Origin of the sequence: Aquisphaera insulae (assembly GCF_011064615.1) — a bacterium.
Taxonomy (GTDB): Bacteria; Planctomycetota; Planctomycetia; order Isosphaerales; family Isosphaeraceae; genus Aquisphaera; species Aquisphaera insulae.
In genome coordinates this window covers 17,719-39,649 of the sequence record NZ_JAALJH010000022.1, presented here as the reverse complement: position 1 = coordinate 39,649, position 21,931 = coordinate 17,719, and the positions used below count along the sequence as shown (strand labels likewise).

Here is a 21,931-nt window from a genome sequence, read left to right as displayed (position 1 = left end):
CCCCGCAGGGGACGAGACTGTCATGAGCCGCCCGCCGATCGACCTCCGTTCGGACACCGTGACGAAGCCGACGCCCGCCATGAAGCGGGCGATGATGGAGGCGGAGCTCGGCGACGACGTCTACGGCGACGACCCGACGGTCAACGCCCTCGAGGCGATGACGGCCGATCGGCTCGGCAAGGAGGCGGCGCTCTTCGTCCCGTCCGGGACGATGGCGAACCAGATCGCCGCGGCGATCCACACCCGCCCCGGGGACGAGCTGCTCTGCGGGGAGACCTCGCATGTCTACGTCTGGGAGGCCGGCGGAGTCGCCAGGCACTCCGGGGTCACGGCCCGCACGTTCGCCGGCGACGCGGGCCTGCTCCGCCTGGAGGACATCGAGCACGCGATCCGTCCGGACGACATCCATTACACCCGGACCCGCCTCGTCTGGCTGGAGAACACCCACAATCGCGGCGGCGGGCGGGTCCATCCCATGGAGAGCATCGCGGCGATCCGCCACTGGTCCCGCGAGAACCAGCTCCTGATGCACCTGGACGGGGCCCGGCTGATGAACGCCGTGGTGGCGACGGGGACCGCCGCCGCGGACTGGGCTCGCCATTTCGACACGGTCTCGATCTGCTTCTCGAAGGGCCTTGGGGCCCCGGTCGGCTCCGCCCTGGCCGGTTCGGCGGAGATGATCCGCCGGGCGCGGGCCGTCCGCAAGCTCCTGGGGGGCGGGATGCGGCAGGCCGGGATCCTCGCCGCCGCCGCGATCCACGCCCTGGAGCATCACGTCGACCGCCTTGCCGAGGACCACGCCAACGCGAAGATCCTCGCCGACGCCTTCCGCGCGACCGAAGGCTTCTCGCTGGAACTCGGCCCGGTGGAGACGAACCTCGTCTGGGTGGCCGTCGATCCCTCGATGGGGACGGCGGCGGAGGTCGTCGCCTACCTCAAGACCCGCGGCGTCAGGCTCTCGGCCCTGGGCGGCCAGGTCATCCGGGCCTGCACCCACCTGGACGTCTCCCGCGAGGACGCCGAGTACGCCGCCGGCGTCATCCGACAGATCGAGCCGGCCATGATCACGGCGGTGACGCTGGTTTATTGAACGTTCACGGGAAGACCCGGAACTCCCGGATCGAGTGCCCGTAATTCGTCCCTCGGGCCTTGCCGACGTAGCGGACCCAGCGGGCCCCCGCGGGGGTGAAACGGATGACCTCGGTGCCTCCCTGGCCGGAGTCGGTTCGGTAGACCTCGGACCAGGTCTTGCCGTCGGCCGAGAGCTCGATCGCGTACGACTTGCCGAAGGCCGGGTCCCAGAGCAGCTCCACCCGCGAGATCCGCCCGATCCCGCCGAGGTCAACGGCCAGCCACTGGGGATCGGAGAACTCGGACGACCAGCGCGAGTCGGGCCGGCCGTCGAACGCGGCCGCGGGCGATGTCGCCCCGTCCCGGGCCAGGTTCGACGAGGCCGTCGCCGGCTTGCCCAGGGCCAGGCCCAGCCGCGCCCGCCGCTGCTCCGGCGTCACCACGCGGAGGTCCCGGACGCTCCGCACGGGATCGCCATCGGAACCGAGGAGCGAGGCCTCGAGCTCGTATTCGCCGGGCTCCGCCGGGAGGCTGAGCGTGAATGCCGTGGTCGCTCGCCCTAGCGCGGGGACAATTAGCTCACGGCCCTGTTCGTGCTCGGCCTTGCCGTCGTGGAGGAGACGGAAGCGGACCTCGCCGCGCCAGGGACGATCCAGGTCGTTGATCACGGCGACGGGGATGCTCCGATGCTCGCCCACGAGCTCGTCGTCGGCCCAGGCGTCGATCATCAGGCCGACCGGCGCGAAGGCGTCGCGGACATACCGGACGAACTCGGGCTCCCATTCGAGGCGGGTGACATCGAGCCAGTGGTCGCTGGTCTGGCCGTCGGGGCGGGAGTAGCCGAGCGCCGTGAAGTGGAGCACCCCGGCCGCGTGGCGGTGGCTCCGCCAGAACTCGGTCTCGGCCGCGAGATAACGGGCGTACGTCCGCCGCAGCGCGGTGACGTTCGCGTGCTCGCCCAGGAGGTTGGCGTAGAGTCGGTTCGTCAGCGTGGTCGGCGTGCCGTCGCGGTTGAGCCAGAGCCAGCCGTACTCGTTGATGATCACGGCGTGCTGGCCGTCATTGTGCAGGGGGCTGCCCTGCGGCACCTGGTCGGAGGTTGCCACGTCGGCGAGCCGGAACGCCGGATCCTGGAAATGGTACGGGTGCGACTCAAAGGCGTCGCCGGGCCGCGCAGGGGGATTGTAGCTGTTGTCCCAGGGTCGGTCCGAGAGATCGAGGCCGCGGACCCGCTCCACGGCGGCGGACAGCTCCGCGTGCTTCGTCTCGTTGCTTGCGTCCCAGATCACGACGCTCGGATGATTCCAGCGCTCGCGGATCCATTCCGCATACTCGCGGGCCAGCTCGTCGCGGCCGAGCTCGCGAGGCCAGGTGGACCAGCCGTCGCCGCCGTGCCAGACGGGGAATTCGTCCTGGATCAGGATGCCAAGCTCATCGGCCAGGTCATACCAGCGCTCCGGGGCCAGGCCGATGCAATACCGCAGCGAGTTCCAGTGCATCCCTTTGATCCGCTGGTGGAGCGTGCGGACCCAGCGCTCGTCCCAGGGGAGGCCCTTGCACTCGGGGTCCTCGTAGAACCGATAGAGCGTGATGTTGCTCCCGCGGAGGAAGTACGGCCGTCCGTTGAGCATCGCCCGGCCGGTCGGGCCGTCAAGCCGGAACTCCCGCATGCCGAACCTGGTCCGGACCGAGTCCGCGCCCGCGTCGGCCTCGAGGACGTAGAGGAAGGGATCCTCGGGCGACCAGGGCCGGCATGACTCCAGGGGGACCCTCGCGTCGAGGCTGATCTCCGCACCCGCGGGGACCTCTCGAGGACTCGCCTCGGCCCGGCCCACGGCCTTCCCCGAAACCGCCTCGCGGACCGTGAACGAGACGCGGGCCGTCGCGGCCGGCCCGTCGTTCCGCAGGATGGCCTGGACCCGCACCGACCAGCTTGCGACATCGGGTGCGGCCTGGACGCTCAGGACATGGGGGGTGCCGCTGAGGATCAGCTCGACCGAATCGACGAGCCCCGGGATGTAACGCTCCTTCTCGTAGTCGAAGCCGGAGGGGACGCCGGGGCCGACCGCCGCGCGATCGGCGCCCACGCGGATGAGGATCTCGTTCTCGCCTTCCCTGAGCGCGGGGCGGGCCTCGAAATAACCCGGCGTGAAGCATGCCGCGTGCACGCCCAGGTCGCGGCCGTTGAGGATCACCTTCGAGCCGAACATCGCCTGCCGGACCTTCAGCCGCGCGATGGCCGGCAACGGGCCGTCGACCCGAAAGGTCCGGCGATACCAGAACGCATCGCGGTTCGGATCCTTCTGCGGAAAGGCCCGGCGGTCCGCGACCCTCGGGCCGGGCGGCGACTCGAACGGGGGTACCGCGTTCGAGGCGAGCCCCGGGACCTGCGCCGTCCGAGCGAAGCGAGCCGGGGGGGCATCCATCGTTCCCTCGGCGATCTGCCAGGTGCCATCCAGGACGATCGTCCGCCGACTTCCTTCCGCTGCACGGATTTCCGACGGACCAAACAGGCCCACCAGCGCGAGGGCGCACGCCACCGCGATCGATCGCGAGTTCATCCCAGCCTCCTCGATTTTCAACCCGGCCAAGCGCCGCCGGGGAGAGATCCTCGCACACCCTCAGTATGACCGGCGCCAGGGCCGTGTCGAGGGGGCGGTCGAGACGAGGCGTTCCCGATCGCCTGCTCGTTGCGAGCGGCCGGGTCGACGGAAACTCAGCGGCGGCCGATGTGAGTGGCTGTGCCCTGCGCGAGCTGAGTTTTGGCCTCGCGCTGAGCCGTGCGGATGATCTCGTAGACCGCGCGAGCCTCGTCGGCGAGCTCGAACGACGGGACGACCTGGGGACCGAATCCCGGCCAGCCGGCCCCGGCGTAGAACCAGTACATGGGCGGCCGGGGACCGAACATGATGGTGCCGCCACCGCCGGCGCGCTCGGTGAGCGAGACGTCGGTCAGCGTGTCGATGCTCAGCGACTTGATGCTCCGGGAGAAGACGCCCGACGCAATGATGACCCGCTCCGACGTGACCCCGTAAGCGGTCGCCGCCCGCTGGCGGGCGTCTACCCAGAAGCGTCCGAAGATGATGTACAGGCCCACCAGCACGAACGGTACGCCCCAGATCGCGAAAAAGATCGGCGCACCGCTCGCGATCACGCTCGCTTCCCAGAAGATCGCGAAACCGCCCCAGAGGATGCTGAAGGGGATCAAGAGCGCGTCGATCGCCCGGAGAAGGATCCCCTGCCGAGGTTGACCGGCCCAGAGCAATCGCTCGGACGGCCCGAGCTGGCCGCGGAGCACGTTTTCCGGCAGTTCGTCCACCTCGATGCCCTCCGCGACAGCACGACCGGGCACGGCCTACCGCCTCGATGACCCGAGCTGCATCCTACCAGGACGGTCCACTGCAACGCGAGATTCACGACGACGAGAATGCAGACATTGAGGAATGGATCGCATTCGCAGTCCCATTGTCGGCGATCACCGCGACGACGGCCCGCGAATCGCCTCGGTCCGATCCCCCGGCTCCGGCGTCGCGAGCGATCGGCATTCCAGCAGCTCGAGTGCCGTCGAGACGGTCGTCCCCACGGTCTTCTGGTTGACCCGGTAGATGGCGACCTGGTTCGTGCTCGTTTCGATCACGAAGAGTGGCGACCAGCCCGAAGCATAGATCCCCAGCGATCCGGTCGTCATCAGGAAGTGGGGCTTGGGCCCCGTGTCCAGGTCGAGCTTGAAGTCCTTGGCGAGATCCCGCTCGGCGAACGCCCCGAGGTAGCGCGAGGTGGTCCCCGTCTGATGCAGCGCGGGGACCGTCGCCACCAGGCGACCGGCCTTGTAATCGAGGAGATAGAGGGCCTCGGTGGGGACCTGGATCTTGTTCGTCTCGTCGTAGCGGATCAGGATCGGCCCGGTCGTGACGATCGACTCGCCGGTCCGGTCCCCCCCGCTGGCTCGGAGCGGAACCGGGCGGAAGGTTGCCATCCCCCATCCCATCAACAGGCCGAGGAAGAGCAGGACGACGCTCGGGAGGCGAGGATGCAAGCGAGGCATGGTCCGCCGGCTCCTTTCGATGGCCTGAACGGGGAAACACCGTGGGTTGAACAGGCCCAGGCGGGGCATTGTGCGACGGAGGGGTCAACCCGTCCAGCCCAGTCGCTCCAGCCCGGCGACTCGACGAGACGCGTCACCGGATCGCGGGCTCGAATAGGGCCGGGCGCGGGCTCGTCGGATATAATGATCCGCGGGCCGTTCAGGCCCTCGACGAGCTCGCTACGGAGGGGTAATCGTGATCGCAAGCGCCGCCTGGTTGCTGGCCTGCTCGCTGCTGGGCCAGGCCCCGCCCCCTCCCCCCGGCGTGACCGAGGAGCAGGCCGGGGCCCTGCGGTCCTCGGCCGTGGCCGCCCTCGATCGCGAGGTGAAGGCACTTCGCGCGGTGGAACGTCGACTTTCCTCGGGGCCCGACCGGAATGAAGCCGCGGCTGCGGAAATCCGCCGGCTGATCGCCACCGACCGGCCGGAGGGGGGGGCAAGTCGCTTCACGGTCCTGCCGCCGGTCGTCCCTTCCACGGCCAAGAAGGGGCTGGCCAGCGTCGACGGCGGCCGCGGTACCTGGCGGGCGGAGGCCCAGGAAGCTCGTGCCCAGACGGCGGCGGCGCTCTTCGACCTGGCCAGTCGGGCGGCGGCCGGCCCCAATCCGCGCTATGGCATGGCCGCGGCCTGGCTGAGGGCGGTCCTCGAGCGGCAGCCCGACCACGCCGAGGCCCGCCGGCTGCTGGGTTACGTGCCCCACGAGGGAGGCTGGGCCCGACCGTTCGCGGTTCGCCAGCTCCGGGACGGGAAGGTCGATCACCGCGTCTTCGGCTGGGTCCCCCGGGAGTGGGTCCCCCACCTCGACGCCGGCGAGCTTCCCGCCCCGGCACCGAAGGGCCAGAAGAAGGTCCGCTGGCTCCCCGCGGCCGAGGCCGATGCCTTGCATTCGGCCTGGGACGACCGCTGGCAGATCACCACCGAGCACTTCGACATCCAGTCCGACGTGCCGCTCGGCGAATCGATCGAATTCGCCCGCCGGCTCGAGGCCTTCCACGACGTCTTCTTCACGTTGATGGCGGACGCCGTCGGGGACAATCTGCCACTCGCCCGGCGATACAAGACGCCCAGGGCCGGCGAGCCGATCTATCGGCCGCACTCCATCTACTACTTCGCCAACCGGAACGAGTACGTCGAGCACCTGAGCGTGCTGACCGGCCCCAAGATCGCGGGGACGCTCGGCTTCTACAATCCGCCCACGCCGGGCAAGGGCAATCGCGGACGGTCCTACTTCTTTCGCGATCGAGAAGGGCGAATCCCCGTCACCGATACCTTGTATCACGAGTCCTCGCACCAGCTCCTGTTCGAAACCGCCGGCGCCAACGCGTACACCAAGAACGCCGGGAATTACTGGTTCTGCGAGGGCCTGGGGACCTATTTCGAGACCGTGACCCCACGACCCGATGGCTCGATCGAGGTGGGAGGCCGGGTGGGCGTCCGGCTCGAGGCAACTCGCCAGTTCATGAAAGCCGGGGGGTTCATCCCTCTCAATGAGTTCATCCGCCTCGGCGAGGCGGAGTTCAACGAGGACGACCTGATCTACGGCCATTACCAGCAGGCCATGGCCCTGACCATCTTCCTCATGCAGGCGAAGGACGGCGCCTACCGGGAGGCGTTCCTGGACTACGTCCGGGATGCCTACCGCGGCCGGATCAAGCAGAACACCGGGCGGTCGCTCGAGGATCGCGTCGGGATCCCCCTTCGCGAGATCGAGTCCGGATACCGGGCCTACCTGAGCCAGGACCACTCGTCCTGAGGGAGATGGAAGCGGGATGGGAAGGCCGCCCGGATCGAACGAGGCGGCCTGGGCCCGGTTCCCGTCCGTCGTCTCACTCGCCCACGTAGGGGAGGAGGGCCATGAAGCGGGCCCGCTTCACCGCCGCGCTGCTGGCGCGCTGGAAGGCGGCGCAGTTGCCGCTCCGCTTGCGGGAGAACATCTTGCTCTGGCTGGTGCAGAGCTTCTTGAGCAGGCCGATGTCCTTGTAATCGACGTAGGCCGGGCGGGGGCAGCCTTCCGGGGTGCAGAATCGGCACCGATTCTTGCGGTTGCGTCCGAACTTTTTCCGCGGCATAAACCTTGAGTCCTTGAAACCTTCGGGCCATTCTCACGGCAACGGCGCGGTCCCGACGCTGCCTTCACGACCGATCGGCACGTCCCGGGACCTGCGGGGAAACCATCATTCTATTTGGCGTGAGAGAAGTTCGCAAGCGGACGATCCGAAAGGGGCATCGGAATAGGGGCGAGGGGCGAGGGACGAGGGACGAGGGGCCAGGGGGAAGGGACGAGGGACGAGGGATGAGGGACGAGGGGCGAGGGGGAAGGGACGGGAGGAGGAGACGCTCGGGATACGCTTGTTCGCCCTCGGCCCAGGTGGCAAGGGCTTGGGGGCCGTGGGGTCGCTTCGCTCCTCCACAGCCACCCATTCGCTTGCACGCTGGCGCGTCGGCGGCGAGGGCCCTCCCGAATTCGCTCGCCCCTCGTCCCTCGCCCCTATTCCGATGCCCCTCGCCCCACGCCCCCTTCCGGGTTATGCTGGAAGTCGCGTCCTCATCACGATGGTGGGACCCCGGGGACACGGCGTGGAATGGAAACGACCATCGTCCTGGCCGAGGATGAGCCGCAGTTGCGGGCCCTCTACGTGGAGTGGCTCCGCCGGTCCGGGTTCCGCGTGCACGAGGCGGCGGACGGCGGCGAGGCCCTCGCCCGGGTCCGCGAGGTCCGTCCGGATCTGCTGATCCTGGACCTCTGGATGCCGGTCCTGAACGGCCTGGAGGTCGTCGAACATCTGGCCCGGACCGCGGAGGCCGTCGGGCTCCGGATCGTGATCCTCTCCCACCAGGACGACGCGGACACCCGGCTGGAAGGATTCGCGCTGGGGATCGCGGACTACTGGACCAAGGACATCACGCTGACCGAACTGATCGCCCGGATCGCGATGGTGCTGGGCTCGCCATCGCCGGGTTTCGAGGCGGAAGTCGAGGTGGACGGCTGATACCGATGCTCGACGCCTACCAGGATCGGCTCGACTACCTCTACGGCCGCCTCAATTACGAGACGGTGGGGATGCCCCCGGCCTCCACCGACCTCCGCCTGGGGCGAATGCGGCGGCTGCTCCGACGGCTCGACGATCCCCAGCGATCGCTCCGGATCATCCACGTCGCGGGCACCAAGGGGAAGGGCTCGACGGCCGTCATGCTCGCCGCGGCGCTCACGGCCGGCGGTCGTCGGACCGGCCTGTACAGCTCTCCCCACCTGCACCGCCTGGAGGAGCGATATCAGGTGGACGGCACGCCGGCGACGGCGGGCGAGCTCGTCGACCTGGCGGACGAGGTCCGGACGGCCGTCGAGGCGATGGAAGCCTCCGACTCCAGCTTCCGGCTCCACGGGGCGACCTTCTTCGAGATCACGACCGCCATGGGCCTGCTCCACTTCGCCCGCAAGGGGACGGACGTGGTGGTGCTCGAGGTCGGCATGGGGGGGCGGCTCGACTCCACCAACGTGGTCCATCCGGTCCTCGCCGTGATCACCAGCATCGCCCTGGACCATACCCGGCAGCTCGGGAACACCCTGGGCGCGATCGCGATGGAGAAGGCCGGGATCCTCAAGCGGTCGCGCCCGGCCGTCAGCGGCGTGATCGACGACGAACCCCGCCGGGCGATCCTCCGGATCGCCGCCCTCCGGCGCTGTCCCGTTCGCGAGCTGGGCCGGGATTTCCGGTTCGAGGCGATCCCCCCGGCCCGCCCCCTGCACCGCCCGTCGCCGGGCTCGGTGACGGTGCGAACCTGGAGGACCGACTGGGGGACGTTCACCCTGCCGTTGCTGGGCCGGCATCAGGCCCACAACGCCGCGGTCGCCCTGGCGACGCTGGACGTCCTGGCCGAGCAGGAGCCGACCCTGGCGATCGGCCGCGAGGCGGTCGCCCGGGGGTTCGCCTCGCTCCGGTGGCCGGCCCGGGTGGAGGTCCTGGGCGAGTCCCCCTGGATCGTGGTCGACGGTGCCCACAACGTGGCCTCCGCGGAGGCGCTCGCGGAGACCCTGCGGGATTATCTGCCCGAGGTGCGCCGGACCCTCGTCTTCGGCACGACCCGCGACAAGGACCTGCGCGGCCAGCTCCGCTCGCTCCTGCCCCTCTTCCAGGACGTGATCGCGACCCGGTATCGGGACAATCCCCGGTCCGTGCCGCTGGAGGACGTGGCGGCGGCCGTCCTGGACCTTTCGGGCCGGCCCGCCGCGACCGTCGCCGATCCGGCCGAGGCGATCGAGCTGGCACGCCGCCAGGCCGGCGGCGGCGGGCTGGTCTGCGTCACCGGATCGCTGTTCCTGGCCGCGGAAGCCCGGGCCGCGTTGCTGGGGCTGGAGGAGCCGCGGCCGCAGGCCGCCGCGCCGCGATGAGCCGCCCCGAGGCCGGGGCGGGCGGGCATTTCGAGGTCGGGAGGGTCGACGATGAGAAGCGGTTTCTGGGTCCAGGTGGGTGCCGCCTGGGGGTTCCTCGCGGTGGCCATGGGCGCCTTCGGGGCGCACGGGCTGAAGGGCCGGCTGGAGGAGACGGGTCAGCTCGCGAATTTCCAGACCGCCGCGCAGTATCATATGTACTGCGCGCTCGCCCTCGTCGCCGTCGGCCTGCTGGGCCTGGCGGGCAGGTCGGGCGCGGCGGCCTCGGGGGCCGGCTGGGCGTTCCTGGTCGGGTCGGCGATCTTCTCCGGCAGCCTCTACGCGCTGGGGGTGACCGGCCTGAGGTGGCTGGGGGCCATCACGCCGATCGGCGGCGTGCTGATCCTGGCCGGCTGGGCCGCCCTGGCTGTCGCCGCCGGATCGGCCGCCAACAAGGATGCGATCACGATCAATTAATCCATTAAAATCAACATGCCAAAATACATTATTAGCCTGACGGCCGCGGACCGGGTGGGCATCGTCTACTCCGTGGCCGGGGCGCTGCTGGACCTGCAGGGCAACATCCTCGAGCTCAGCCAGACCGTCATGCGCGGCTACTTCACGATCATCCTCGAGGTCGAGTTCGCCGCGGCAAAGCCCGCCAAATTGCTGGTGGACACGATCCTGGAGCGGGGCCGGCGGTTCGACCCCCAGGTGCTCGTCACCGAGGTCAAGGAGCCGGCGCGGAAGCCGGCGGTCCCGGACGGGGATCGCTTCATCCTGACCATCCTGGGCGGCGACGCCCAGGGGATCATCCACGGCATCTCCGGCCTGATGGCGGCGCACGGGGTGAACATCACGGACCTGCACGCCCGGGTGGACGGCAGCCGGTTCTCGATGGTGATGGAGGCCCTGATCCCGCCCGACTTGACCCCGGGGACCATCCGCTCGGAGCTCGAGCGGTACGGCCGCGAGCAGGGGATCGAGGGTTACGTCCAGCACGAGAACATCTTCCTGGCGACCACGGAGCCGGGCCCGGTCCGGGTCGGCGTCGGCCAGGCCGGGCGGAGTCGGCCGCTCGCCCACGCGGAGATCCCGGGCCTGGACCCGGCTCATGCCCAGGATGGAGGGAACGGCCTTGCATCGCACTGAAGACGTCCTGGCGACACTCAGCATGATCCGCCAGTACAAGCTCGACGTCCGCACGGTCACGATGGGGATCGACCTGTCGCCGTGCGCCTCGCCGGACATCGCCGCGATCTGCGCCCGCGTCCGCGAGCGGCTCATCCACTATGCCGGCCGGCTGAAGGCCGTCTGCCGCGAGGTCGAGGGGCGGTACGGGATCCCGATCGTCAACCGGCGGATCGCCGTCAGCCCGATCGGCACGCTGGCGGCCGGCCATCGGCCGGAGGACTACCTGACGATCGCCCGCACGCTCGACGCGGTCACGGCCGAGGTCGGCGTGGACCTCGTCGGCGGCTTCTCCGCGCTGGTCCAGAAGGGCTGGACCGAGTCCGAGCGGCGGCTGATCGAATCGCTGCCGGAGGTCCTGTCGTCGACCGAGCGCGTCTGCGCGTCGGTGAACGTGGGGACGACGGCCGCCGGGATCAACATGGACGCGATCCTCGCCCTCGGCCACGTCCTCAAGGAGACGGCGGAGAGGACCCGCGACCACGACGGCTTCGGCTGCGCCAAGCTCGTGATCTTCGCCAACGCCCCGGCGGACAACCCGTTCATGGCGGGGGCCTTCCACGGCCCGGGAGAGCCGGACTGCGTGATCAACATCGGCGTCAGCGGCCCGGGCGTGGTCAAGGCCGCCGTCGAGGATCTGGTCGCGGTCTCGGCCGCCCGGCCGACGCTCGGCGAGATCGCCGAGGAGATCAAGAGCACCGCGTTCCGCGTCACCCGCGTCGGCGAGCTGATCGGCCGCGAGGTCGCCGCCCGGCTCGGCGTCAGCTTCGGCATCGTGGACCTCTCGCTGGCGCCGACGCCGCAGGTCGGCGACAGCGTCGGCGAGATCCTCCAGGCCATGGGCGTGGCCCGGATCGGCGCCCCCGGATCGACCGCGGCGCTCGCCCTCCTCAACGACGCCGTCAAGAAGGGGGGCTCGTTCGCCTCGTCGAGCGTGGGCGGCCTCTCCGGCGCCTTCGTCGCCGTGAGCGAGGACGCGGCGCTCGCCCGGGCCGTCGAGGCGGGCGACCTGACGCTCTCCAAGCTCGAGGCCATGACCGCGGTCTGCTCCGTCGGCCTGGACATGGTCGCCGTCCCGGGCGACACGGATGCCGAGACGCTCGCCGCCCTGATCGCCGACGAGGTCGCCATCGGCGTGATCAACCACAAGACCACGGCCGTCCGGGTCATCCCCGTCCCCGGCAAGGGACCCGGCGATCGGGCCGTCTTCGGCGGCCTCTTCGGCGAGACCGCGATCCTCCCCGTCCACGCCGCCGGCGGATCCACGGCCTTCGTCCGCCACGGCGGCCGGATCCCCTCGCCGCTCTCGAGCCTGCGCAATTAGCGGGTACACATGAGCCCTCGCCAGCCCGCACCGGTCAATCTGGCCCGATCAACTGATCTGTGCAAGAATGGGAATCGGTGAGGATCGGAGGCGGCCCCCAGAAAGCCGAGGGCGTCATGAGCACCGGGTTCACCCGCAAAGAAGACCTTCGACGCAAGAAGGTCCGCAAGATCGTCTATCCCGACAGCGACGGTCGGCCCATGGCGGATAACACGCGGCAATTCCGCTGGATCGTCGTCATCAAGGAAGGACTGGAGATCCTCTACCGCGACCGGGCGGACGTGTTCGTCGCGGGGGATCTCCTCTGGTATGCCGAGGAGGGGAAGCCGAAGGTCCGCATGTCGCCCGACGCCATGGTCGTGTTCGGCCGCCCCAAGGGCTACCGCGGCTCCTACATGCAGTGGGTCGAGGACGGCATCGCCCCCCAGGTCGTCTTCGAGGTCCATTCCCCGGGCAACCGCCGGGCGAAGATCGAGCAGAAATTCCGTTTCTACGAGCAATACGGCGTCAAGGAGTATTACTACTACAATCCCGACAACGGCAAGCTCACGGGCTGGCGTCGGTCCCGCGGCAAGCTCCAGCCGATCGCCGACATGGACGGCTACACGAGCCCACTCCTGAACATTCGATTCGAGCCCGTCAGGGGTCCGGATAGCCTGAAGATCATCCGACCCGACGGCCAGCCCTTCCGCACACCCGTCGAGCTCGCCGAGGGCTGGGAACTCGCCGAACACCGCGCCGATACCGCCGAACACCGCGCCGATGCCGCCGAACATCGCGCCGATGCCGCCGAAAACCGCGCCGATGCCGATCGTCGGCTCGCCGCCGAGGCCTTGCAGCGGGCCGAGCGACTCGCCGCCCGGCTCCGGGAGCTGGGCGAGGAGATCGACTGATCGGGAGTGCCGCCGTGGCTCCAGGCCAAAGCACGAGCTTCCCGAGCCGCGGCTCGTTGCCATTCGGGGAAATCGGAAAGTCAGTACATTTTTCGCGGAGAAGTGTTGGGAATTCTCGAAACGCTCGTTAGACTCCACATCACTCGCAGCACCCGATGCGTTCGCCTGGAAGGCACCAAGGACATCACTGGAGGATGCGGTCATGATGACGCCATCGCGGGTCGTTCGCTCGTTGGGCATCCTGGGCCTGATCGCCTGGTTCGGGATGGTCGGCTGGGTCGCCAAGTCATCCAAGGCTCAGAATAGCGGCACGATCGACGAGCCGCCGAAGCCGGCTCCGGTTGATGCCCAGGCTCCGCCCGCAGCCACCCCGACGGCCGTCGCCGCGCCGATCGCTCCCGTCGGCGGCCTCGACGACCTGAACTCCCCTCCTCCCCTTCCGGCCGTGAGCCCGGCGGACGCCATGCTCGAGCAGAACGCAGCGCCCGTCCCTCCGCCGTATCCGCCCGGTCCGGCGGACCGGGCGATCAAGACGGCCGCGGCAGCCGCCCCGGCAGGCTCGGCCGTGAAGCCCGCGGCCACCGCCCCGGCAGTCTCCGCCGCGAAGCCCGCGGCCACCGCCGCGCCCGCACCGGTGGGCTCCGCCGCGTCGAGTCCGGCGGCCTCTCCCGCGCCCATGCCCATCGGCCCGGCCTCGGCCGTGCCGACCACCTCGCCGATCCCGGTCGCGCGGGCCGGGGCGCCCAAAGGCTCGGATGATCCGGAAAGCTCCGCTCGCTCGTTCGTGGAGCGGAACGCGAGGGAGGCCGAGGAGCACCTACGGGCCCTGACCGCCGAGGCCGAGGAGCTGCGGGGACGGCTCGAGAAGCTCGAATCCGGCATCAAGCAATGGGAGGGCGTGCTGCGGGCCCTCAAGGGATCGCGACACTCGCGAGACGGGTCCGCGACCGGCGAATCCGCCAGGTCCGGTTCGGATGAACCCTCGATGCTCGAACCGATCCCCGGCAGGGTCGCCGCAAGGCCGGATGCCCGGCGCAATCGCTGGATCAGCTCCGAGGCCGTCCCTTCGCCGGATGGGGCCAAGCCCACCGCGGCCGTCAGCTCCGAGGCCGACCCCAGCCCGTATCTTCCGCCGGCCTCGCCGGCCGGACCCGCCGCACCGGCAAGCGTCCCGCCCGTCGTCTCCTCGCCGGGGGTTTTCACGGCTCCGCGGTGAGAGCCTCGCCCGACGGCGCCGGTTGACCATCGGGCCACGGCCGGGAAATGGGGACAGGCACCTCGAAGACTCGGAGCCAGTCCCCAATTCCCTCTGCCACCTGGCCAGGGCTTTCATCGCCTTGCAGCCAGGGGCCGGGATCTCAGGCCGCCAGAACCTCCGCCAGGAGGGATCGGGTGGCCTCGTGGCCGGGCTCGTCGAAGATCCGGTCGGGGGGGCCGGATTCCACGACCCGGCCGTCGCCGAAGACGTGGATCGTGTTCGAGACCTTGCGGGCGAAGTGCATGGCGTGGGTGACGATGACCATGGTCAGGCCGTCGCCCGCGAGGTCCGCCATCACCGACAGGACCTCGCCGGTCATCCGGGGATCGAGGGCGCTCGTCGGTTCGTCGAAGAGCATCACGGGGGGCTCCATGGCGAGCGCCCGAGCGATCGCCACCCGCTGCTGCTGGCCGCCGGAGAGCTCGCGCGGATAGGCGTCCAGGCGGTCCGCCATCCCGACCCGATCGAGGAGCCGCCTGGCTCGCTCGACCGCCCGCTCCCGAGGCAGCCCGAGCACGCCGACGGGGGCCTCGATGACGTTCTCCAGCACGGTCCGGTGGGGGAAGAGGTTGAACGACTGGAAGACCATCCCCGCCCGGCGGCAGACCTGACGGATGGTCCTGGTCCGCACCGCCGGAGGATCGTCCGCTTCAACCTTCAGGCCGTCGACCGCGACCGAGCCCCCCTGGAACCGCTCCAGCCCGTTGAGGCAGCGCAGGAACGTGCTCTTGCCGCTCCCCGAGGGGCCGATGATCGTCGCGACCTCGCCCCGGCGGACCGAGAGATCGAGGCCCCGGAGCACCGACACGGCCCCGTGCCGCTTCACCAGGCCCCGGACCTCGATGATCGCGGGCTGCGGCTCGCCGCCCTGCCCGTCGAGGGCGTCTCCATCGGTGCTCATGCGGTCGCCGCTCCCTTCATCTCGCCGGACAGCCGGCGCTCGGACCATCGCGAAAACCAGGAGAGGGGGACGCTCATCAGCATGTAGAGCGTCGCCACGGCCAGGGCGAACTCGATCGCGCCCCCGGTGCTGTTGGCCAGGATGGAATACTGCTTCGTCAGCTCCACCAGGGTGACCACGGAGCAGACCGAGGTGTCCTTGAACAGGGCGATGAAATCGTTGGTCACCGGCGGGATGACGATCCGCACGGCCTGGGGGACGATGATCCGCCGCACGGCCATCGCCCGCGTCATCCCGAGCGCGAGGGCCGCCTCCATCTGGCCGGCGGGGATGGCCTGGAGCCCGGCCCGGTAGATCTCCGCCTCGTAGGCCGAGTAGTTGATCGCCAGGCCGGCGATGCCGGCGACCCAGGCCGGCAGCCTGAGCACGAAGAAGAGGACGTAGAGCTGGAGCATCAGCGGCGTGCCGCGGATCAGCTCGACGTACCCCGTCAGCGCCGTCCGCATGGGGGCGGGGCCGTAGAGCCGCCCCAGCGCCACGAGCAGGCCGACCGCCATGGCCAGCGGCATCGAGCCGAACGAGAGGAGCACGGTCACGGTTGCGGCGTCGAGGAGGAGCCCGGAATACTGGCGGATCAGGCTCAAGCCACCGCCGGTGCGCTCCCCCGTGACGACCTCGATCGGTCCGTCGAAGGTCTCGAGCTCGGCCTGGGCCTCGGTCCAGATGCCGTACTTCTCGTAGATCCGCCTCAGCTCGCCGGACTTCAGCAGGCGGCCGATCCCCCGATCGAGCGCGTCCCGCAGCGAGGGATCGCCGGCGCCCGTGTAGATGACGTAATACCCGTGGGAGACCGGCGGGCCGACGAGCGCGAGGCTCGGGTAGCGATCGCGATAGAAACGCGCCGCCGGCAGGTCCTGGAGCGTAGCGTCGTACTGGCCGTTCTCCACCGCCTTCATCGCGTCGGTCGTGCCGTCGAAGCGGATGACGTCGACCGTCTTGCCCCCGTCCTCCTCCGCGAACCGGTCCCCCGCGGAGCCGACGAGCACCCCCACGGTCCACCGCCGCCCGTCCGGCCGGGGCCGCTTCAGGTCCTCCCAGGAGCGGATCGCGGAGCCCTTCGGCGCGATCAACTGGAGCTGGAACACGTAGTAGGGGCGGGTGGCGGCGTACTCTCGCGACCGGACCTCGGACCATTCGTAGCCGTTGACCACGGCGTCGAGCCGGCCGGTGGAGAGGACCTGGAGGAGCTTGTCCCATTGCCCCTGGGTGAACGCGGGGTCGACGCCCAGCTCCGCGCAGAGGAGGCGCATGAGCTCGACCTCGAAGCCGGTGACCTCGCGCGGATTTCGGGGATCGGGGAAGGCGTAAGGGCCGCCCCCTTCCATGTCGCTGCCATACCGCAGGACGCCGGCCGATTTGACCCGGGACAGTTCATCGCCATGCGCCGGCGCGACGGCGAACCAGGAGATGAGGGCCGCGATCGCGACGGCGAGGACGGTGCCGCGTGAGCGGACGGCCGAGGTGTGCGGAAGGGGGCGGGCCGACCCGTGGGGGGCCGTGGGGTCTCGGATTGCATCGGACTCCGATGCGCCGGGGTCTTCTTCCATCAAGGAGCCTCTTTCCGGAGCGGGCGAAGGGAGGCCGGAATCGACAACGCGATTCGACGATGATCGGATCGAGGGCTCGCGCTTTCAAGTCTCTTTTTCGCGATCGCGCGGGTTGACCGGCGGCTCGGTCCCGGCCCGGAAGGACTCGCCCGCCTCCGGCGGGGGGAGGTCAGGCCGATGAGGCTCCTCCGCGGCGGGATCCCCGTGCCGCGACCGGAACCGCCGGGCGCGGCGGAGCCGCCGCCGGACCTCGCGCGATGCCCGGGATTCGCGGAGGCGGGTCAGCCGGCCGACGCGGAACCGGTGGCCTCGCCACTGGACCCGGGAGTTCACCACGGCGTCGAACCAGAGCGGCAGGAGCAACACGTCCTTGAGGGGGCTGAAGAGCAGATATCGCAGCATGGGGAACTTGCCGGTGAGCCACCGCGTCTGGACCGCGTCCCGGAAGATCCCGAGGCCGACCAGCACGGCCAGGCCGCCCCAGGCGATGCCCGAGTCGCCCGAGAAGGCCCAGACGAGCCCGACGACGGCCAGGTTGGCCGTCGGCTCGATCACGAACGTGGCCGTGGCCATCTGGCGGCGGATCTTGAACCAGCGGGAATGGCGATTGAGGAACCAGTTGAACCCGCGCCGGAGGTTCACGTTGTCGATGACGTGGTGCGAGAGCTTGATCGAGTAGCCCGACTTGCGGATCAGGACCCCGAGGACCTGGTCCTCGGCGAGGAGGTTGCGCACGCGGGCGAATCCGCCGATCCCTTCCAGGACCTTCACGGGGATCATCATCGACTTGCCGACGACGCAGGTGATCCGGAGGACGGACGCCAGCGCCATGTTCCCGGCGATGAAGCCGTTGATCTGGAGGTTCTCCATGATCGCCCCGGACCTGGTCTCGCCCACGCCGGCGAAGAGGTTCGTCACCAGCCCGACGCCGGGCTCCGCGAGGTAACAGGCGGTCTCGCGGAGGTACTCCGGACGCACCCGGACGTTCGAATCCGAGATCAGGACCACGTCGTGCTTGCGGTAGCGATACGCGGACGCCAGGTTCTCCACCTTCGGGTTGAGCCCGAAAGGAGGGCATCCGACCACCAGCTTCGCGTCCTGCTCCGGGAACTCCGCCAGCAGGAGGCGGACCACGCCGCCGGCCGGATCGTCCTCGTTCGCGACGCCGAAGACGAGCTGATACACCGGGTAGTCCAGGCGGAAGAAGCTCCGGAGGTTCTCCTCGAGATCCTCGTCCAGCCCCTTGAGGGGCTTGAGGATGGTCACGGGCGGCGTGAAGGGAGGACGCGCGGCCATCCGCCGGCCCCGCCCCGGGCGGAGCATCCATGCCAGTGCGGCCATGGAGAGCAGCGTCGACAGCACCGCCACCAGCGCCACCAGGGCGAGCAGGAAATTCCCGATGAACGGAGACGGCATGGGAAGCTCACCCCTCCCTTCCCTGGACGGGACGATTCGAGGTAGCGGACGGCCACGGCAGGTCGCGATCGTGGCCGCGGGCGCGGGGCCATCGATCCGATCAGTCCTTCTCAGGCTTCATCCTGAGCTCCATCTCACCCTGGCAGCACGGGCAGGTCTGCGGGAATCGTACGCGGATCGAGCAGATGATGCAGTAATACTCCGGAGTGCGAAGCCGCCCACCCTCCTCGACCTTGAAGGAGACGACCTGAAGGTAAGGGAGGCCCCGAAGCCGCCTCCCCTTGATCTCCACCGGGCGGTCCCGCAACCGTTCGTCCAGGAAGAGGGCCCGGCTGGCTTCATCGGAAAGGAGGGGCAATAGCTCGCCATCGTTCCCCACCAGCGCGACCTGCTTCTCCACCGGACCGGCATCGAATCGCAGGTCCGCCCTGGCCTGCCGTAGCGCGGTCGCCAGCGGCAGTACCTTCCCCCTGAGCACCACGTCCTGGTGCTCCGGAACCTGGGCCCGGGCCGGCGCGATCGCCATCACGCTCACGGCCAACAGGCAGGCAACGGAAAGTACCACTCGGCTCTGAGTCATTACCAGCCAAGATGTTAAGGTGAAACGGTCCGTCCTCACGCTTGCAGGAATTATATCGCTGTGCGGCCGGCGAACCAAGTCGTCTTCCGCATGCGTAACCCCGCGATATCACCTGGGAGGCTCGATCGCGGTGGGTCATTCGTCGCGGAGGAGACGGTCTTGGATCGACTTCGACCCCTTCAAGAGGCCGCTCCCGGGCGTTCCACCCTCTCGGCGCGAGAACCTGGCTTTCTTCGCCGGCACAAAGCGGCAGGACCGCGGCGCGAATGCCGTCGCTTCGGTGACGGAATCATGGGATACCAGAGGGTCCACACGATCGAGGGCTGAGCCACGGTGCCGGCCGCGCAGTGTCGGCCCCCGCCTCTTCCGGAGGAGTCTGGCCATGGAGACCGAACGGCGAACGGCGTACCGGCAGGAGGAGCGGTTCGGCCGGGCTGGGGCGATCGCGCCGAGAGGCCTGAAACCGGAGGATCGTCGGCCGGGTTCGGATTCTTCGATCCACGGCGACCCCCGTGTGGCCGCGGCACTCGAGGAATATCTCCAGGCCCTGGAGGCCGGCGAGCCGCCCTCGAGGGAGGAGTTTCTTGGACGCCACGCCGAGATCTCGGGGACGCTTGCGGAGTGCCTGCCCGGCCTCGAGCTCGTCCGGGTCATCGGGAAGAACTTCGAGGACGACTCGTCGCGGGAGGAGATCGGCGAGCAGCGCGTCGGTCCGAGCTCGACGGCATTCGGCGCGCGCATGGATCGGCTCGGGGACTATCGAATCCTCCGAGAGGTCGGCCGCGGCAGCATGGGCGTGGTCTACGAGGCCGAACAGGACTCGCTGGGGCGAAGGGTCGCCCTCAAGGTGCTCCCGTTCGCCTCGGCGATCGATCCCAGGCAGCGGCAGCGGTTCCTGATCGAGTCGCAGGCCGCCGCGCAGCTCCACCATCCCCACATCGTCCCGGTGTTCGCGGCCGGTTTCGACCGGGGCGTCCACTTCTACGCCATGCAGTTCATCGAGGGGAAGACCCTCGCGGAGCTCATCCGGAAGGCGCGAGGCCGCGACGACGAGCCGCTCTCGGCCGATGCGGCCGCGGACGGGGCGGACGGGGCGGACGACGCGACCCGAGAGTTCGCCGCGGAGGACCACGCCTCGTCGAACGTCGCCGGTGCCGCGAGAGAGGCCGCTTCGGGCCCCACGACGTCGCCGAGACGCCTCGCCTTCGACCCGCGAACCGTCGCCCGGCTGGGGATCCAGGCCGCCCGGGCCCTGGAGCACGCCCATGCGCTGGGCGTCGTCCACCGCGACATCAAGCCGGGCAACCTGATGGTGGACTCGGCCGGCTCGCTCTGGGTGACCGATTTCGGCCTGGCTCGATTCCGCGGGGATGCCAGCCTGACGCGCAGCGGCGACCTCGTCGGCACGCTCCGCTACATGAGCCCCGAACAGGCGATGGCTCGCCACGGGGTGGTCGATCAGCGGACGGACGTGTACGCGCTGGGCCTGACACTCTACGAGCTGCTGACCCTTCGCCCCGCGTTCGAAGGCCAGGCCCATCACGATCTGATCCGGCAGATCGCGACCGAGGATCCGACGCCACCCCGGAAGGTCGATCCGAGCATCCCCCGCGACCTCGAGACGATCGTGATCAAGGCGGCTTGCAAGGAGCCGGCGGGCCGGTACGCGACCGCCCAGGAGCTCGCCGATGACCTGGAGCGCTTCGTCGACGATCGGCCGATCGTCGCCCGGCGGCCGAATCTCCTGGAACGAGGGGCGCGGTGGACGCGTCGCCACCGACAGGTGGTCGTCACCGCCGCGACGGTCCTGGCGCTGGCAACCGTGATCGGGGTCGCGGCCGTCGCCTTGCAGGCGAGGAAGACCGACGAGGCCCGCCTCACGCTGCTGGACTACGCGAAGCGGTCGTTCCGAGCCGTCGACGTGATCACGATGGATGCCATGCAAGGTGCGACCCAGATGGCGATGGGCCGGCTCGGGGGCATCGAGCGTGACCACATGCTCGAGATCTACGGCAAGGCCCTCGAGGTCTACAACGAGACAGCAAAGCTGCCGCCGACGGATCTCGAGTCTCGCAAGATCGTCGCCAGGGCGATCCACCGGATCGGTATGACGCACGCATTCCTGAGCAGGGTCCACGCCACGTCGGCCGGTCCCGATCCCGAGCATCTGGCCACCGCGGAGCGCGGCTATCGGGACGCGGCGGCACGCTTCGATCGGATCCTGGCCGAGGCTCCGGGTGATGTCGACGCCCGTCGCTGGCAGGCCGACGCGATCGGGGGCTGGGGGCTCGGCTGGTTCCTGGCGATGACGGACCGGCCGCAAGAGGCCGTACCCTACTATCGTCGCGCCTTCGACCTTCGGCGGGGGCTCGCGCTCGAGTCGGGCGACATCCGAGTCGCTGCCGATGAGCTGGGATCCCTGGTGTGGCTCACCGAGAATTTCGGCACACTCTATGCGACGCTCGGGGAGGACGCGGAGGCCGAGAGAGTCCGGAAGGTGTTCCTGGCCACCGCCCGGGAGCTCGCCGGCCGGCCATGGGCTCCCGGCCAGGCCCGCGAGCTCGCGGTCCCGCTCGCGGCGATAGGCGGCCGTGCGACCACTCCGGAGCTTCGGTCTTTCGGCCTGGACATGCTTCGCCTGGCGATCCGCCTCGACCCCGATTCTCCGCACGCGAATAACAACCTCTCCTGGCTGCTCGCGAGCGACCCCGGCATCTCCGGCGAGGACGTCCCTGTCGCGCTGGCGTCGGCGCGCAAGGCCGTGGCCGCGGACCCGAAGAGCTGGGCGAACTGGAACACGCTCGGCGCGGCGGCCTATCGCGCCCGTGACTGGAAGGCGGCGGACGAGGCTCTCGAGAAATCGATGTCGCTCAACAACGGGGGAACGTCCATCGACTGGGCCTTCATGGCCATGAGCCGCTGGCGGCAGGGCAAGCCGGACGAGGCGCATCGGTGGCTCGATCGTGCGCTCCAGGACAAGGCCCCCGACCCCGAGACACGCCGGTTTCGCGAGGAGGCCCGGGCGCTGCTCGACCCGGGCCGGGCCGCAGGGCCCGTGGCCGGAGAATCGGCGGGCCACCCGTAAGCCCGGCCGCAGCCGTCACCGGGCGGCCGCGAGCCGCAACCCCGCCCGTCGCGCGATTTGCTCAAGCCATTCCCGGCGGGTGCCGAAGTTGAACCGGATGCGCGGGGGAATCCTCCCGGAGTCCTGTCATCGTCCGCATCGCTCGGGAGGCT

Annotated in this window: 18 protein-coding genes; 10 read left to right on the top strand and 8 right to left on the bottom strand. The window is 69.7% G+C overall.

What is annotated here, in order from left to right; translation table 11 throughout:
• Positions 1-22: 22 nt before the first annotated feature.
• Positions 23-1,090 (top strand): low-specificity L-threonine aldolase, encoded by a 1,068-nt coding sequence (gene ltaE, locus G6O54_RS14255; protein ID WP_165226312.1) that lies wholly within the window; start codon positions 23-25, stop codon positions 1,088-1,090.
• Between the two features lie 4 nt (positions 1,091-1,094).
• On the opposite strand, the gene G6O54_RS14250 is transcribed toward ltaE, so the two are convergent.
• The 3 genes from G6O54_RS14250 to G6O54_RS14240 form a co-directional block, all read right to left on the bottom strand.
• Positions 1,095-3,632, bottom strand: coding sequence for a discoidin domain-containing protein (locus G6O54_RS14250; RefSeq protein ID WP_165226311.1), 2,538 nt, complete (start codon positions 3,630-3,632; stop codon positions 1,095-1,097).
• A 155-nt stretch (positions 3,633-3,787) separates the two neighbouring features.
• The gene (locus tag G6O54_RS14245; protein ID WP_165226310.1) at positions 3,788-4,423 is read right to left on the bottom strand and encodes a PH domain-containing protein; all 636 of its coding nucleotides are present in this window, start codon (positions 4,421-4,423) and stop codon (positions 3,788-3,790) included.
• Positions 4,424-4,546: 123 nt separating this feature from the next.
• Positions 4,547-5,116 (bottom strand): hypothetical protein, encoded by a 570-nt coding sequence (locus tag G6O54_RS14240; RefSeq protein ID WP_165226309.1) that lies wholly within the window; start codon positions 5,114-5,116, stop codon positions 4,547-4,549.
• A 235-nt stretch (positions 5,117-5,351) separates the two neighbouring features.
• Between G6O54_RS14240 and G6O54_RS14235 the strand changes: the two genes are divergently transcribed.
• Entirely contained in the window at positions 5,352-6,908 is a 1,557-nt protein-coding gene (locus G6O54_RS14235) for a DUF1570 domain-containing protein (RefSeq protein ID WP_165226308.1), read from the top strand.
• A 73-nt stretch (positions 6,909-6,981) separates the two neighbouring features.
• Here G6O54_RS14235 and rpsR read toward each other — a convergent pair whose 3' ends face one another.
• Positions 6,982-7,224 carry a 30S ribosomal protein S18 gene (gene rpsR / locus G6O54_RS14230; RefSeq protein ID WP_165226307.1) on the bottom strand — a complete coding sequence of 81 codons (243 nt, stop codon included), beginning with the start codon at positions 7,222-7,224 and terminating at the stop codon, positions 6,982-6,984.
• A 513-nt stretch (positions 7,225-7,737) separates the two neighbouring features.
• On the opposite strand from rpsR, the gene G6O54_RS14225 reads away from it, so the two are divergent.
• The 7 genes from G6O54_RS14225 to G6O54_RS14195 all read left to right on the top strand — a co-directional run bounded on the left by G6O54_RS14225 (position 7,738) and on the right by G6O54_RS14195 (position 14,148).
• Positions 7,738-8,145: a response regulator gene (locus G6O54_RS14225; RefSeq protein ID WP_165226306.1), complete on the top strand. Its 408-nt coding sequence runs from the start codon at positions 7,738-7,740 to the stop codon at positions 8,143-8,145.
• A 5-nt stretch (positions 8,146-8,150) separates the two neighbouring features.
• A complete protein-coding gene (locus tag G6O54_RS14220) occupies positions 8,151-9,545 on the top strand; it encodes a bifunctional folylpolyglutamate synthase/dihydrofolate synthase (protein ID WP_165226305.1) in 1,395 nt (464 codons plus the stop codon).
• A gap of 51 nt (positions 9,546-9,596) precedes the next feature.
• Entirely contained in the window at positions 9,597-10,001 is a 405-nt protein-coding gene (locus G6O54_RS14215; RefSeq protein WP_165226304.1) for a DUF423 domain-containing protein, read from the top strand.
• Between the two features lie 15 nt (positions 10,002-10,016).
• The gene (locus G6O54_RS14210) at positions 10,017-10,676 is read left to right on the top strand and encodes a glycine cleavage system transcriptional repressor (protein WP_165226303.1); all 660 of its coding nucleotides are present in this window, start codon (positions 10,017-10,019) and stop codon (positions 10,674-10,676) included.
• A complete protein-coding gene (locus G6O54_RS14205) occupies positions 10,663-12,039 on the top strand; it encodes a PFL family protein (RefSeq protein ID WP_165226302.1) in 1,377 nt (458 codons plus the stop codon). The genes G6O54_RS14210 and G6O54_RS14205 overlap by 14 nt, the downstream gene beginning before the upstream one ends.
• Positions 12,040-12,155: 116 nt before the next feature.
• A complete protein-coding gene (locus G6O54_RS14200) occupies positions 12,156-12,932 on the top strand; it encodes a Uma2 family endonuclease (RefSeq protein ID WP_165226301.1) in 777 nt (258 codons plus the stop codon).
• A gap of 202 nt (positions 12,933-13,134) precedes the next feature.
• Entirely contained in the window at positions 13,135-14,148 is a 1,014-nt protein-coding gene (locus G6O54_RS14195; protein WP_165226300.1) for a hypothetical protein, read from the top strand.
• A gap of 142 nt (positions 14,149-14,290) precedes the next feature.
• On the opposite strand, the gene G6O54_RS14190 is transcribed toward G6O54_RS14195, so the two are convergent.
• From G6O54_RS14190 to G6O54_RS14175, 4 genes are all read right to left on the bottom strand, one after another.
• Positions 14,291-15,091: an amino acid ABC transporter ATP-binding protein gene (locus G6O54_RS14190; RefSeq protein ID WP_214654228.1), complete on the bottom strand. Its 801-nt coding sequence runs from the start codon at positions 15,089-15,091 to the stop codon at positions 14,291-14,293.
• Complete coding sequence (locus G6O54_RS14185; RefSeq protein ID WP_205678786.1) at positions 15,088-16,698, bottom strand: ABC transporter permease subunit; 1,611 nt, start codon at positions 16,696-16,698, stop codon at positions 15,088-15,090. Before G6O54_RS14185 ends, G6O54_RS14190 begins: the two co-directional genes overlap by 4 nt.
• A gap of 84 nt (positions 16,699-16,782) precedes the next feature.
• Complete coding sequence (locus G6O54_RS14180; RefSeq protein ID WP_165226299.1) at positions 16,783-18,114, bottom strand: glycosyltransferase; 1,332 nt, start codon at positions 18,112-18,114, stop codon at positions 16,783-16,785.
• A 100-nt stretch (positions 18,115-18,214) separates the two neighbouring features.
• A complete protein-coding gene (locus G6O54_RS14175; RefSeq protein WP_250846886.1) occupies positions 18,215-18,679 on the bottom strand; it encodes a hypothetical protein in 465 nt (154 codons plus the stop codon).
• A 397-nt stretch (positions 18,680-19,076) separates the two neighbouring features.
• Here G6O54_RS14175 and G6O54_RS14170 point away from each other — a divergent pair, with 397 nt between their 5' ends.
• Positions 19,077-21,779 carry a serine/threonine-protein kinase gene (locus tag G6O54_RS14170; protein WP_165226297.1) on the top strand — a complete coding sequence of 901 codons (2,703 nt, stop codon included), beginning with the start codon at positions 19,077-19,079 and terminating at the stop codon, positions 21,777-21,779.
• Positions 21,780-21,931 lie beyond the last annotated feature (152 nt).

Coding starts and splice junctions, on each gene's coding strand:
- G6O54_RS14190 (WP_214654228.1), bottom strand. CDS start 15,091: ATGAGCACCGATGGAGACGCCCTCGACGGGCAGGGCGGCGAGCCGCAG.
- G6O54_RS14195 (WP_165226300.1), top strand. CDS start 13,135: ATGATGACGCCATCGCGGGTCGTTCGCTCGTTGGGCATCCTGGGCCTG.
- G6O54_RS14250 (WP_165226311.1), bottom strand. CDS start 3,632: ATGAACTCGCGATCGATCGCGGTGGCGTGCGCCCTCGCGCTGGTGGGC.
- G6O54_RS14240 (WP_165226309.1), bottom strand. CDS start 5,116: ATGCCTCGCTTGCATCCTCGCCTCCCGAGCGTCGTCCTGCTCTTCCTC.
- ltaE (WP_165226312.1), top strand. CDS start 23: ATGAGCCGCCCGCCGATCGACCTCCGTTCGGACACCGTGACGAAGCCG.
- G6O54_RS14185 (WP_205678786.1), bottom strand. CDS start 16,698: ATGGAAGAAGACCCCGGCGCATCGGAGTCCGATGCAATCCGAGACCCC.
- G6O54_RS14180 (WP_165226299.1), bottom strand. CDS start 18,114: ATGCCGTCTCCGTTCATCGGGAATTTCCTGCTCGCCCTGGTGGCGCTG.
- rpsR (WP_165226307.1), bottom strand. CDS start 7,224: ATGCCGCGGAAAAAGTTCGGACGCAACCGCAAGAATCGGTGCCGATTC.
- G6O54_RS14210 (WP_165226303.1), top strand. CDS start 10,017: ATGCCAAAATACATTATTAGCCTGACGGCCGCGGACCGGGTGGGCATC.
- G6O54_RS14220 (WP_165226305.1), top strand. CDS start 8,151: ATGCTCGACGCCTACCAGGATCGGCTCGACTACCTCTACGGCCGCCTC.
- G6O54_RS14170 (WP_165226297.1), top strand. CDS start 19,077: ATGGAGACCGAACGGCGAACGGCGTACCGGCAGGAGGAGCGGTTCGGC.
- G6O54_RS14225 (WP_165226306.1), top strand. CDS start 7,738: ATGGAAACGACCATCGTCCTGGCCGAGGATGAGCCGCAGTTGCGGGCC.
- G6O54_RS14215 (WP_165226304.1), top strand. CDS start 9,597: ATGAGAAGCGGTTTCTGGGTCCAGGTGGGTGCCGCCTGGGGGTTCCTC.
- G6O54_RS14200 (WP_165226301.1), top strand. CDS start 12,156: ATGAGCACCGGGTTCACCCGCAAAGAAGACCTTCGACGCAAGAAGGTC.